Below are 12,915 nucleotides of genomic sequence, written 5' to 3' on the forward strand. Positions count from 1 at the left end.
CGGCCCGACGGTGCGGCCCTCCGGGCGGGGTGTGAAAGCGCCGCCCGCGGCGGTGTCACACCTGCGTCACGGCATTGCGATAGGTGCGGAAATGTCGGGCTAGACCTAGGGCTTGCCAGAGGGGATTGCCCATATATAGTCGACCTTACGGCAGGAGCGGGGCTCCCGCTCTGGGCCCGGGGACAGGTCGCAGGGACGGGACGGGACACGCACATGGACGGCGATTTCAGGACGAGCTTTGTCAGGGAACCGAACAATCTCAGGCACCATCCGGCGCTGGTGCTGAATGCCGATTACAGGCCGCTATCATACTATCCGCTGTCGCTTTGGCCATGGCAGGAGGCGGTGAAGGCGGCGTTCCTCGACAGGGTCGACATCGTCGCCGAATACGACCACTGGGTCCGATCGCCGACGACGAAGATCCGGATCCCGTCTGTGGTGGTGCTCAAGGATTTCGTGAAACCCCAGAAGCGCGTGGCCTTCACGCGCTTCAATTTGTTTCTGAGGGACGAATTCTGCTGCCAGTATTGCGGGGCGAAGGGCGATCTGACCTTCGATCACGTGGTGCCGCGGGCCCGGGGGGGGGTAACGAGCTGGGAGAACGTCGTCGCCGCCTGTTCGCGCTGCAACCTCAAGAAGGGATCGAAAAGCCTGCGGCAGGTGGGGCTGGCCCTGCGAAAGCCGCCGCGACAGCCGGGGGCCGAAGAGCTCAAGAACATGGGCCGCAAGTTCCCGCCCAACCATCTGCACGACACCTGGCTGGATTTCCTTTACTGGGACGCCGAGCTGGAGGCCTGAGGGCGCAGGCGACGGGCCGCTCCTGCCATCCGGCGACATGAGGCTCGCCCCCGGGGACTGGCGCCCTTGCGCGGGGGCCCGTCAGCCACCGCGACCGGGGGAGGTCAGGATCTCATGCACGACGTCCAGCGCGGCCCGCACCGGCGGGTCGTGGCGGCCGTCGTGATGCGACACCAACCATTCGTCGTGCGTGATCTCGTCGATCGGGTCCGACAGCCGCGCCAACCCGGCTTCGGCGTCGCCCGCGAAGGTCGGCATCACGATCCGCCCCACGCCCGCCAGCGCCATGTCGAGCGCCAGCCGCGCATCGCTGGCGGTGGTGACGATGCGGGCGCCCTCGGTCGCGCGCAGCCAGCGGTCCGACGGTGTCGTCGGCACCTCGTCGGCAAGGCCGACATATCCGGCGACCCGCTCCCCCGTGCCGTAGACCGCATAGCGCACCGCGACGGTGCGGCGCCCGGCCAGCCACGGCTGATCGGGGCGGGCGTTGCGCACGCCGATATCCGCCTCGCGCCGCGCGATGTCGACGCGGTGGTTCGCGGCCACGAACTCGGGCAGCCAGCCTGCGTCGGGCGTCCAGTGGCTGCCGATGCAGCGCGCCAGGTGCCGCGAGGTCCAGAGCCCCGCGGTGATCCGGACGCGCACCGGTGTGCCCGGCGCGGCGATCCAGCGGCGCAGGCGTTGCGCGGGGCCGCGCAGGTCGGATGCCTCGTTCAGCAAAGCGCGGCCCTCGGCGCTGAGCGCATAGCCCCTTGGGCCGCGGTGAAAGAGCCGCCGGCCGGTGCGCCGCTCAAGCTCGGCCATCCGACGCGACAGGGTGGGAACGCTCAGGCCGGTGGCGCGGGCAGCGGCCGAAAGCCCGCCGCCGTCGGCCACCGCCAGAAACAGCTCGATATCATCGAGGCTGGGAGGCTGACTTTCCATTTCTGAAACTCCCCTTCCGGAAACGGCCGCTGCTGCGCGCCCCTTGGCCGTGTCATCGTGGCGGCATTCTGGAAGGGGTTTCAACCATGAAAGATCATCCCGAACTGCCCGATATCTGGAAGGGGCTCCGCCCGGTGGCGGCCCCACCGTCGCCCCGGACCGAAGGCGCGCGGTTCCGGGCCCGGGCCGCCCGCCGCGCCCGCCGCCTGCGCCGCGCCCGGATGTTGCGGATGCTGGCCTGCCTGACCGGGCGGCCGCGTCGCCGCGGGCATAAGGCGCCCCGGTAGCTTATCCGGTTTCGGCCCCGCGGACACTTCGCTAGACTTCGCCTGCGCCCCGCTGTAGGTGCGGCAACCGATAGCGATAACACCGTGCCCCGCGAACCGGGCGCGCCCAGAGCAAGACGGGAGCTTTCATGGTCTCACGCGTCATTCCGGTCGATCCCTTCGACCTCGTGATCTTCGGAGGCACCGGCGATCTGGCGCGGCGCAAGATCCTTCCGGGGCTCTACCGCCGCTACCAGGCGGGCCAGATGCCGGAAGAGGCGCGGATCATCGCCGCCGCACGCAGCGACCATGACGATGCGGAATTCCGCGACATCGCCCGCGCCGCGATCGAGGAGTTCATTCCCGAGGGCAAGCGCGATGCAGCCTCCCTGGACGAGTTCATCGAACGGTTGAGCTATGTCGCCATCGACGCGACCGGCGACGACGGCTGGGCGCCGCTGTCCGAAAAGATGCGCGAGGGTATGATCCGCGCCTTCTACTTCTCGGTCGCGCCCAGCCTCTTCGGACCCATCGCTGAACGCCTGCACCAGCATGGCATCGCCGGGCCCGACAGCCGCATCGTGGTGGAAAAGCCCTTTGGCCGCGATCTTGCGTCGGCGCGCAAGCTGAACCAGACGCTGGCGCAGCATTTCGACGAAACGCAGATCTACCGGATCGATCACTATCTCGGCAAGGAGACGGTGCAGAACCTAATGGCGGTTCGTTTCGGCAACGTGCTGTTCGAACCGCTGTGGAATGCGCAATACGTCGACCACATCCAGATCACCGTCGCCGAAACAGTGGGCGTGGACGGGCGCGGGGCGTATTACGACAAGTCCGGCGCGATGCGGGACATGGTGCAGAACCACCTGATGCAGCTTCTGTGCCTGATCGCGATGGAGCCGCCCAGCCGCTTCGATCCCGACGCGGTGCGCGACGAAAAGCTCAAGGTCATCCGCGCGCTGGAACCGGTTGAACCCTACCAGATCGTCCGCGGCCAGTACGAGGCGGGGGGCGGTCAGCCGTCCTATCGCGACCATGCAGAGAACCCGCGCAGCCTGACCGAAAGCTTCGTCGCGATGAAGATCAACGTGTCGAACTGGCGGTGGGCGGGGACGCCCTTCTACCTGCGCACCGGCAAGCGGCTGAAGGCGCGCACCTCGGAAATCGCGGTGGTCTTCAAGGACGCGCCGCATTCGATCTTCGGCGCCGAGGCAGGGCGCCATCGCAATATCCTGACGATCCGTCTGCAACCCAACGAGGGCATGATGCTGGGCGTCACGATCAAGGAGCCGGGCCCGGGCGGCATGCGGCTGGTCGACGTCCCGCTCGACATGACCTTTGCCGACGCGCTGGGGCCCGAGGCCGAGGACGTACCCGACGCCTACGAGCGGCTGATCATGGACGTGATCCGCGGCAACCAGACGCTGTTCATGCGCGGCGACGAGGTCGAGGCGGCGTGGGCTTGGACCGATCCCATCATCCAGGCCTGGGAAGAGCGCGACGATGCGCCGAAACCCTATGACCCCGGGACCAGCGGGCCGGAAGACGCGCAGATGCTGATGCATCGCGAAGGCCGGCGCTGGCGCGAAATCCGCGACTAGCCGCCGGTCGCGCGCGCCCGGCCTTGTCGCCGGCCGGTTGCGCGCTTTCATCTGGTTCAGGAAGGGAGGGCTTGCCCCATGGAACTGATCGAATATCCCGACCGCGAGATGATGATGATCGATCTCGCCGACAAGCTGGCGAGCGAGTTGAACCGCTGGCTGATGGCCAACGACCGCGCGACCTTCGTCGTGCCGGGCGGCACCACGCCGGGGCCGATCTTCGACACCATCTCGGGCATCAACATCGCGTGGGACCGGGTCGACGTGATGCTGTCGGACGACCGCTGGGTGCCCGAGGATCATCCCCGATCGAACACCCGCCTCCTGCGCAAGCGGTTGCTGCGCGATCGGGCCGAGGCCGCGCATTACGTGCCCCTGCACTGCGACACCGAGACCCCGGAAGAGGGAATCGACCGGGTGGGGGCCGCGGTAAGTGGGCACTTGCCGATCTCGCTTCTGCTGCTGGGCATGGGCGGCGACATGCACACCGCGTCGCTGTTTCCCGGGGCCGATCGCCTTGCCGATGCGTTGGCCGACGACGCGCCGCCGCTGATGGCGATGCGCGGGGGCGGGGCGAACGAGCCGCGGATCACCCTGACCGCGCCCGTCCTGCGCGATGCGATGTCGACCCATATCGTCATCACGGGCCCCGAAAAGCGCGCCGCGCTGGAAAAGGCGCGCGGTCTCAAACCGGCCGAGGCGCCGGTGTCTGTCGTCCTGCGCGACGCCACCGTGCATTGGGCCGAGTGATCGGGCGGCGGCTTTCCCTGGCGCGTGGGGCCTGGGGCCGGCCATTGTCGGTGCCGGCCCCGTCATGCCCGGATTCGTGCTGTGCGCGGACCGCCCCGCAGCTCGGCGCGCGCATGATTCCGGTCTGCCGCCTCGCAGGTCCGCGCGTCGTGACGATGTCTCCGGCCCATGCCCGCAGGGCAGGTCGTGGACGCAGCAGTCGAAGCTCAGGCCTCGTCCGCCGCGGGCCGCATGGCGAAACTTCCCTAACCATCCCTACATCGACTTCCGTCCGTCCGGGGCCATCCGGCACCCGTCCGTTCCGGTCGCGGCGTGCCGCGATCCCTGCCGTCGTCCCATCAAGGAGCCCCGCATGAGCTGGTCCGACCTGAAATCCCGCGCCGAGGCCGCCCAAGGCCGCCCGATCCTCGATCTTTTCGGCACAGGTGACCGTGCCGCCGATTTCTCGGTCTCGGCGGGCGACATGCTCTTCGACTACTCCAAGACCAACATGGACGCGGCCACCCGGGACCTGCTTATCGACATGGCGCGCGAGGCGGGCGTGATGGACCGGGCCCGGGCGATGTTCGCGGGCGAGACGCTGAACGAAACCGAAGGTCGCGCCGTCCTGCACACCGCCCTGCGCAACCTGAACGGCGGGCCGGTGATGGTCGACGGCCAGGACGTCACGATCGAGGTCCGCGCGACCCTCGGCCGGATGGAGGGTTTCGCCCGCGCCGTGCGCGATGGCAGCTACACGGGGCAGGGCGGTCGCATCACGGACGTCGTCAATATCGGCATCGGCGGCTCGGACCTCGGGCCCGCGATGGCGGTCGAGGCGCTGTCGCCCTATGCCGACGGGCCGCGCTGCCACTTCGTGTCCAACGTCGACGCGGCGCAGATCGCCGACACGCTGCGTGGGCTCGATCCGGCGACGACGCTGGTGATCGTGGCCTCTAAGACCTTCACCACCATCGAGACGATGACCAACGCCGCCACCGCGCGGGCCTGGATGGGCGAGGTCGTTGCCGACCCGGCGGCACAGTTCGCGGCGCTCTCCTCGGCGCAGGACAAGACGGCGGCCTTCGGTATCGACGACAGCCGCGTCTTCGGCTTCGCCGACTGGGTCGGCGGGCGCTATTCGATGTGGGGGCCGATCGGCCTTTCGCTGATGATCGCCATCGGCCCTGAGGACTTCCGCGCCTTTCTCACCGGGGCCGAGGACATGGACCGCCATTTCCTGTCGGCCGAGCCGGCGCAGAACATGCCGATGATGCTTGCGCTGACTGGCATATGGCACAACCAGGGCTGCGGCTATGCCACCCGCGCCGTGCTTCCCTACGAACAGCGTCTTGCCCGTCTGCCTGCCTACCTTCAGCAGCTGGAGATGGAGAGCAACGGCAAGCGCGTGTCGATGGATGGCGAGACGCTTGAGGTCGATAGCGGCCCGGTGGTCTGGGGAGAGCCCGGCACCAACGGGCAGCATGCCTTCTACCAGTTGATCCATCAGGGTACGCGGGTAATCCCCTGCGAATTCATGGTGGGGGCCGAGGGGCACGAGCCCGACCTCAAGCATCAGCACACGCTTCTGGTCGCCAACTGCCTCGCCCAGTCCGAGGCGCTGTTGCGCGGGCGCAGCCTGGACGAGGCGCGCGATCTGATGGCGGGCAAGTTCGAGGGCGACGAGCTGGAGCGGCAGGCGCGCCACCGCGTCTTTCCCGGCAACCGCCCTTCAACCACCTTGCTTTATCCGCAGCTGACCCCGCATGTGCTGGGCCAGATCGTGGCGCTTTACGAACATCGGGTGTTCGTCGAGGGCGTGATGCTGGGCATCAACTCCTTCGATCAATGGGGCGTCGAACTGGGCAAGGAACTGGCCAAGGCGCTGCAGCCGGTGCTGGAAGGCGAGGCCGACGCCAGCGGCAAGGACGGCTCGACCCGCGCGCTGGTCGACTGGCTGCAAAAGCGCGGCGCCTGAGGCCGGGGGGCGGGCGCGCAAGTGCCGGCTCCGCCCCCCCGCCGGATGCCGGGCAGGTGCCGCGCGGGCAAGGGGCTGCGCACCCTTGCGTCGCGCGACCTGGTCGCCTGTGCGGCGGCCCTGACCGTCTAGGGGATGTCGAAGCCCGGGGGCGCCAGTTCGAACCCTTCAAAGCGAAATCCGGGCGACACGGTGCAGCCGACCAGCGCCCAGCCCGCGCCCGCTTCGGCCGCCTGCCAGTGCCCTTCGGGCACGATCGCCTGCGGGACCTCTCCCCCGGCAAGGTCAGCGCCCAGCTGCAGCGATGTCACCGGGCCGGCGTCGGTCTCTGCCATGCGCAGGGTCAGCGGCGTGCCCGCGTAAAAGTGCCAGATTTCCGTTGCATCGACGCGATGCCAATGGCTGCGCTCGCCCGCCTTGAGAAGGAAGTAGATGCAGGTGCCCGTGGGGCGTGCGCCGTCCGGCGCGTCGGCCATCCATGTCTGGCGGAACCAGCCGCCTTCGGGGTGGGGCTGCAGGGCGAGGCGGGCAATCAGGTCATCGGCTGTCATGCCCCCATCTGGCGCGGGACACGACACCGTGTCCAGACCCTGGGTCAACGCGAATTATTGGAACAGGGGCGGGCAGGTCGCCGTTGTGGGGGTGAACAAAGGAAAGGGAGTTTCGACATGAAAATCCTCAATGCAAGCGCACTCGCTCTTACCATCGCCGCCCTGCCGGCCCTGCCCGCTGCGGCCCAGATGGCCCAGACCGCAGACGAGATGGATCTCGGCAGCTACGTCTCGGCCGACCAGCTTTCGGACGGCACGATCTACGCAATTGATGCCGACGACGGCGCTTGGGGCGAAAACGAGCTTTACTCCGAAGTCGGTACCGACTGGGAGAACGCCGGCTCGATCGAGGATATCGTCCTTGACCAGAAGGGCCAGATCGTCGGCGTGATCGCCGAGGTCGGTGGTTTCCTCGGCATCGGCGACAAGGAGGTCATGCTGCCGCTTGACGCTCTGCGTCTGGTGCAGGACGGCGACGAGTACGCCTATGTCACCAACTACACGGTCGACCAACTGAACGACCTTCAGGACGTCGAAGACACTTGGTACGACGACTGATCCGGCAATCTTTCGATGATCAGGGGGCGTGGCGCGAGCCGCGCCCCTTTTCGTTTTCAGTACCCTCCGACGTCACGCATCGCGCCCGTGGGGACCACGACCAGCTACAGGTGCTCCGGGCGCTGGAAGGGCTGCACCAACCAGTGCCGCGACGATCACCGCCACGCCGTGCGGGTCGCCAAGAACGGTGAGAACGGTTGCCACCGCCAGCCCGATGGGGCGCCAGACACGGCCGCCGCCAGCGCCCAGGCAGCCCCCGGCCAGCCCCAGCAGGGCGAATGAGCTGCCAGCGCCGACGGGCGACCAGACCAGCGCCGCCACGGTTCCGCCCGCCGCGCCGCAAACTGCGAAGATCCCCCAGCGTGCCGCGCCAAAGCGGCTTTCGGTGACCGTCCCGAGCGCGCCCAGCAGCGCGAGGTTGGCCAGCAGGTGGCGCAGGCCCCAGGCGTGGAAGACATGGGTGGTCAGCAGGCGCCAGACCTCACCGTCCGCGATGCGCGCGGCATCGCGCCGGAATAGCGGCAGGGCGGGCTCCCACAGCAGTTGCAGAAGGTAGCCGCCCAGCATCACCAGAAGGGTCACGCGGGCGAGACGGCGACGACGGTCGCGGCGGCGTGGAACCCCGCCCGCCGCGCGCACGGCGCAGAAGGCGATGAACAGGTAGATGAGCGCGGCGGTCATCCGCCGCGCCCGGTGTCATGGGTGTCCGGGCTGCGCCTCAGCGCAGGATACCGCGGCCGGCGAAGCGGGCGGTTTCACCCAGCATCTCCTCGATCCGGATCAGCTGGTTGTACTTGGCCAGCCGGTCCGACCGCGCCAGCGAGCCGGTCTTGATCTGGCCGCAGTTCGTGGCGACGGCGAGGTCGGCGATGGTCGCATCCTCGGTTTCGCCCGAGCGGTGCGACATCACGTTGGTAAAGCCCGCCCGGTGGGCCATGTCGACCGCCCGCAGCGTTTCGCTGAGCGTGCCGATCTGGTTCACCTTGACCAGCATCGAGTTCGCGCAGCCCTTGGCGATGCCCTGGGCCAGGCGTTCGGGATTGGTGACGAAGAGGTCGTCGCCCACCAGCTGCACCTTGCCGCCCAAGGCGTCGGTCAGCGCCTTCCAGCCGTCCCAGTCATCCTCGGCACAGCCATCCTCGATCGACAGGATCGGGTAATCGGCCACCAGCTTTTCAAGATAGGCGACGTTCTCTTCCGAGCTGAGCGTCGCGCCTTCGCCCTTCATCTGGTAGTTCGTGCCGTCGTAGTATTCCGTCGACGCGCAGTCGAGCGCCAACATGATGTCGTCGCCCGCCGCATAGCCCGCCTTTTCGACCGACTTCAGGATGAAATCCAGCGCCTCGCGGGTCGAGCCCAGCATCGGGGCGAAGCCGCCTTCGTCGCCGAGGCCCGTCGACAGGCCCGTATCCGTCAGCTCCTTCTTCAGGGTGTGGAAGATCTCGGAGCCCATGCGCACCGCGTCGCGGATGTTGGGGGCCGAGACCGGCATGATCATGAATTCCTGGATGTCGATCGGGTTGTCGGCATGTTCGCCGCCGTTGATGATGTTCATCATCGGCACCGGCAGGACCCGCGCAGAGGTGCCGCCGACATAGCGGTAAAGCGGCTGGCCGCTGAAATCCGCCGCGGCCTTCGCGGTGGCCAGCGATACGCCCAGGATCGCGTTGGCGCCCAGGCGGCCCTTGTTCTCGGTGCCGTCGATTTCGATCATCGCGGCGTCGATGGCTTCCTGTTCGGTGGCGTCCATGCCGACGAGGCTTTCGGCGATCTCGCCGTTGACGCTGGCCACGGCCTCGAGCACGCCCTTGCCCTTGTAGCGGGCGCTGTCGCCGTCGCGTCGTTCGACCGCCTCGTGCGCGCCGGTCGACGCGCCCGAGGGTACGGCGGCACGGCCCATGGTGCCGTCTTCGAGGATCACGTCGACCTCGACCGTGGGATTGCCGCGGCTGTCGAGGATTTCGCGACCGATGATGTCGATGATGATGCTCATGGGGTCTCCACAGGACTCGGGTGATAGGTGTCGCGGTCAGCTATACCAGTGCTGCGCGGACAAGGGAAACCGGGCAACGCCGCGGCTGCCCTCGCGGAGGGCGGGACACCCGCGAACGACGCCGGCCCGGAGGTGCTGCCGCCCAGGGCGGCTGGGGTCGATCCTGCACTCTCCAGGCCGCCGCCCGCCCGCCTCAGCTGACCGGTGCGCCCGATCCGATCGTCAGACCATGTGCGGCGCACGGCCCACGCGGCGGGCCAGGGGTGCCACGGTCAGGCCCTGCACGATGATCGAGAAGACCACCACCATGTAGGTCGCCGTCAGGATGGTCGGGGTCCACTCGGAGGTGGGCAGGGACAGCGCCAGCGCGACCGAGATCCCGCCCTTGAGCCCGCCCCAGGTCATGATCCGCACGACCCCGGTGTCGAAGCTGCGGAACGGGCGCAAAAGCGTCACCGGAACCGCCACCGCGGCAAACCGCGCGACGAGGGCGAGCAGGATCGCCAGCAGACCCGTCGTCAGCCAGTCGCCGGAAAAGGCGACGGCGAAGACCTCGAACCCGATCATCAGGAACAGCACGGCGTTCAGGATTTCGTCGACCAGCTTCCAGAATGCCTCGACGTAGCGGCGGGTCTCTTCGGACATGCCGTGCCGCGCGCCCACGTCGCCGATCAGAAGTCCCGCGCAGACGGCCATGATCGGGGCCGAGACATGCAGCGCCACGGCCAGCTCGTACCCGCCGAAGGCCAGCCCGAGGGTCAGCAGAACCTCGAGCGAATAGTCGTCGATGCGGCGCATGACGCGGAACACCAGCCAGCCCAGGGCCACCCCGAGCGCCGCCCCGCCAAGCGCCTCCTGCGCGAAAAGCAGCGCGGCGCCGGCAAGTGCGCTTTCCTCGCCTCCGGTGCCGGTGCCGCCTGCGCCGCCATGGCCCGAGGCCTCGAAGGCCAGCCCCACGAGGACGAGGAACACGACATAGCCCACGCCGTCGTTGAAGAGGCTTTCGCCGGCGATCTTGGTTTCCAGCGATTTCGGCAGGTCGGCATCGCGCAGCACGCCCAGCACGGCGACCGGATCGGTGGGCGAGATCAGCGCACCGAAGACCAGCGCGACCATCAGCGGCATGCCCGTGGCGAACGAGAAACCCAAGCCCACGATCAGCGTCGAAAGGGCGACGCCCATCGTCGCCATCAGCACGACCACCGGCCATTCCTCGCGCAGATCGCCCAGCTTGACGTGTAGCGCGCCGGCAAAGAGCAGAAGGCCCAGCATGCCTTCCAGCAGGGTGTCCGAGAACTCGATCCCCGTGACGATCCCGCGCACCTCGTCCGCCATCCCGAGTTCGGGAAAGGTGAGGTCGGCCAGAAGGATCGCCAGGGATGCGACAAGCGACACGACGAGGATTCCGATGGAGGAGGGCAGGCGCAGGAACAGGTAGTTCACCGCGCCGAAGGCACCGGCCAGCACGATCAGAAGCGCGGCGATCTGCAAAAGGGTCATGGGGTCTCCACTGAGGGTTCGGGGCAAGGATGCGGGAAAGGCGCTGCCACGACCAGCCCGAAACCGGCAAAGGCCACCTGCCGGCCCCGGGGGCGCCGCATCACGGCCGGCGCGACAGGGGTGGCTGGGATAGGGGGAAGGCCGATGGGTGGCGTTCCGGCCTCGGGCCACGGCCCAGACCGGCACGCGGATCGTTACCCCCGGGGTCAGGCCTCGGCGGCGTCCTCCAGTCGAAGCTGGACGCGCTGACGCCCTCCCCAGTGATTGATCTCAAGCCGCCCGGCAAGGTGGAAGCGGTTGCCGCGGTGGTTCTCCAGCGCGGGCCCCAGGGGGCCGTCGAACGCGCCGAAGGCGATGGCCTCGCAGGCGGGGCCGGCGCCGTCGGTAAAGCCGATCTTCAGGTGGCCCTCGCCCACCCGGCGGGCATAGGTCACGCGCTGCGTCGCAAAGGCAAAGCGCGGCGCCGCGGCGCCCGCGCCGAAGGGGCCCGCGGCCTCGATCTGGGTGATCAGGTCGGGGGTCGCCGCGCTGGACATCAGCAGCGACGACACCTGCAAATCGCCCGGGCCGCCCGCCGCCGCGCCCTGCCTGTCGAGCAGTTCTGCCAGCCGCGCCATCGCCGCGGGAATCGCGTCCTCCAGCACCGTCAGGCCCGCGGCCATGCGGTGGCCGCCGCCCTTCTCCAGCAGCCCCTCGGCGGCCAGCCGATGGATCGCGGCACCCAGGTCGACCCCCGCGATCGACCGGCCGGAGCCCTTGCCGATGCCGTTCTCGACCCCGATCACGACCGAGGGTCGATGCGTCGCTTCCTTCAGGCGCGAGGCGACGATGCCGACGACGCCCGGGTGCCAGCCTTCGCCCGCCGCCCAGACAAGCGGGGCGTCGATGCCGCGCGCCTCGGCCTGCGCCAGCGCCTCTTCGCGCACGCGGCCTTCGATGTCGCGCCGGTCGCTATTCAGCCGGTCCAGCTGTTCGGCCAGCCGCGCGGCCTCGTGCGGGTCGGCGGTGGCCAGAAGGCGCGCGCCCAGATCGGCCTGGCCGATGCGCCCGCCCGCGTTGACCCGTGGACCCAGCATGAAGCCCAAGTGATAGGCGGCGGGGGGAGCGTCCAGCCGGGCCACGTCCGACAGGGCGACCAGGCCGGGGCGTTGCCGCCGGCCCATCACCTTGAGTCCCTGCCGCACCAGCGCCCGGTTGACCCCGATCAGCGGCGCGACGTCGGCCACCGTGGCCAGTGCCACGAGGTCGAGCATCGCCATCAGGTCGGGGCCCGCCACGCCCTCGGCCCGCAGGCGGCGGTTGGCTTCGACCAGCATCAGGAACACCACCGCCGCGGCGCAAAGATGCCCCAGGTCGCCGTCTTCGTCCTGCCGGTTGGGGTTCACCACCGCCACCGCCTCGGGCAGGGTCTCACCGCCAAGGTGGTGGTCGAGGATCACGACATCGGCGCCTTCGGCCGCCGCGACGGGGGCGTGGCTGAGCGTGCCGCAATCGACGCAGATGATCAGGTCGTGGTCCTGGGCAAGCTGCGCCATCGCCGGTTCGTTGGGGCCATAGCCCTCGTCGATCCGGTCGGGAATGTAGAGCGTCGCCTCGCGCCCCATGTCGCGCAGCCACGTCAGCAGTAACGCCGCCGAGGCGCCGCCGTCGACGTCGTAATCCCCGAAGACCGCGATGCGTTCGCGCCGCGTCACGGCCTGCAGGAACCGTTCGGCCGCCTTGTCCATGTCCCGAAGCGTCAGCGGATCGGGCAGGAGATCGCGCAGCGCGGGGGCAAGAAAGGCCGGGGCGCCCTCGGGCGTGACGCCGCGGCGCACCAGCGTCGCGCAGACCGCAGGGGGCAGGGACGTCGCCTGCGCCATCGCCTCGGCCAGCCGGTCCTCTTCGACGGACGGGCCGACCCAGCGGCGACCGCTGAGCGACGTCTCGACCCCCAGAAAGGCGGCGGCGTTCGGATGGGCGTGATCCCGTGGCATTCTTCTCAACATATCGGGTGTTCTGCTCTGCGCCCCAC

Annotated in this window: 12 protein-coding genes; 6 read left to right on the forward strand and 6 right to left on the reverse strand. The window is 68.9% G+C overall.

Annotated elements, in window-relative coordinates; translation table 11 throughout:
* The first annotated feature begins 213 nt into the window (after window positions 1-213).
* Entirely contained in the window at window positions 214-798 is a 585-nt protein-coding gene (locus EKE94_RS01390; RefSeq protein ID WP_127904817.1) for an HNH endonuclease, read from the forward strand.
* Between the two features lie 81 nt (window positions 799-879).
* Here the strand turns inward: EKE94_RS01390 and EKE94_RS01395 are convergent, their stop codons facing one another.
* The gene (locus tag EKE94_RS01395) at window positions 880-1,722 is read right to left on the reverse strand and encodes a LysR family transcriptional regulator (protein ID WP_127904818.1); all 843 of its coding nucleotides are present in this window, start codon (window positions 1,720-1,722) and stop codon (window positions 880-882) included.
* An 86-nt stretch (window positions 1,723-1,808) separates the two neighbouring features.
* On the opposite strand from EKE94_RS01395, the gene EKE94_RS01400 reads away from it, so the two are divergent.
* From EKE94_RS01400 to pgi, 4 genes are all read left to right on the forward strand, one after another.
* Complete coding sequence (locus tag EKE94_RS01400; RefSeq protein WP_127904819.1) at window positions 1,809-2,009, forward strand: hypothetical protein; 201 nt, start codon at window positions 1,809-1,811, stop codon at window positions 2,007-2,009.
* A 128-nt stretch (window positions 2,010-2,137) separates the two neighbouring features.
* Complete coding sequence (zwf, locus tag EKE94_RS01405) at window positions 2,138-3,592, forward strand: glucose-6-phosphate dehydrogenase (RefSeq protein WP_127904820.1); 1,455 nt, start codon at window positions 2,138-2,140, stop codon at window positions 3,590-3,592.
* A 78-nt stretch (window positions 3,593-3,670) separates the two neighbouring features.
* Window positions 3,671-4,342 (forward strand): 6-phosphogluconolactonase, encoded by a 672-nt coding sequence (gene pgl / locus EKE94_RS01410; protein WP_127904821.1) that lies wholly within the window; start codon window positions 3,671-3,673, stop codon window positions 4,340-4,342.
* Window positions 4,343-4,694: 352 nt separating this feature from the next.
* Window positions 4,695-6,299, forward strand: coding sequence for a glucose-6-phosphate isomerase (gene pgi / locus EKE94_RS01415; protein ID WP_127904822.1), 1,605 nt, complete (start codon window positions 4,695-4,697; stop codon window positions 6,297-6,299).
* A 128-nt stretch (window positions 6,300-6,427) separates the two neighbouring features.
* On the opposite strand, the gene EKE94_RS01420 is transcribed toward pgi, so the two are convergent.
* On the reverse strand, window positions 6,428-6,850 hold the full coding sequence (locus tag EKE94_RS01420; RefSeq protein WP_127904823.1) for a cupin domain-containing protein: 423 nt from the start codon (window positions 6,848-6,850) through the stop codon (window positions 6,428-6,430).
* Between the two features lie 117 nt (window positions 6,851-6,967).
* Between EKE94_RS01420 and EKE94_RS01425 the strand changes: the two genes are divergently transcribed.
* Entirely contained in the window at window positions 6,968-7,408 is a 441-nt protein-coding gene (locus EKE94_RS01425; RefSeq protein ID WP_127904824.1) for a PRC-barrel domain-containing protein, read from the forward strand.
* A gap of 72 nt (window positions 7,409-7,480) precedes the next feature.
* On the opposite strand, the gene EKE94_RS01430 is transcribed toward EKE94_RS01425, so the two are convergent.
* The 4 genes from EKE94_RS01430 to recJ form a co-directional block, all read right to left on the reverse strand.
* A complete protein-coding gene (locus EKE94_RS01430) occupies window positions 7,481-8,089 on the reverse strand; it encodes a rhomboid family intramembrane serine protease (protein WP_127904825.1) in 609 nt (202 codons plus the stop codon).
* 37 nt (window positions 8,090-8,126) lie between these two features.
* Window positions 8,127-9,401: a phosphopyruvate hydratase gene (gene eno, locus EKE94_RS01435; RefSeq protein WP_127904826.1), complete on the reverse strand. Its 1,275-nt coding sequence runs from the start codon at window positions 9,399-9,401 to the stop codon at window positions 8,127-8,129.
* A 222-nt stretch (window positions 9,402-9,623) separates the two neighbouring features.
* On the reverse strand, window positions 9,624-10,901 hold the full coding sequence (locus EKE94_RS01440; protein WP_127904827.1) for a cation:proton antiporter: 1,278 nt from the start codon (window positions 10,899-10,901) through the stop codon (window positions 9,624-9,626).
* A 206-nt stretch (window positions 10,902-11,107) separates the two neighbouring features.
* A complete protein-coding gene (recJ, locus tag EKE94_RS01445) occupies window positions 11,108-12,877 on the reverse strand; it encodes a single-stranded-DNA-specific exonuclease RecJ (RefSeq protein WP_127904828.1) in 1,770 nt (589 codons plus the stop codon).
* Window positions 12,878-12,915 lie beyond the last annotated feature (38 nt).

The sequence above is a fragment of the Mesobaculum littorinae genome, from assembly GCF_004011175.1.
GTDB classification, from domain to species: Bacteria; Pseudomonadota; Alphaproteobacteria; order Rhodobacterales; family Rhodobacteraceae; genus Tranquillimonas; species Tranquillimonas littorinae.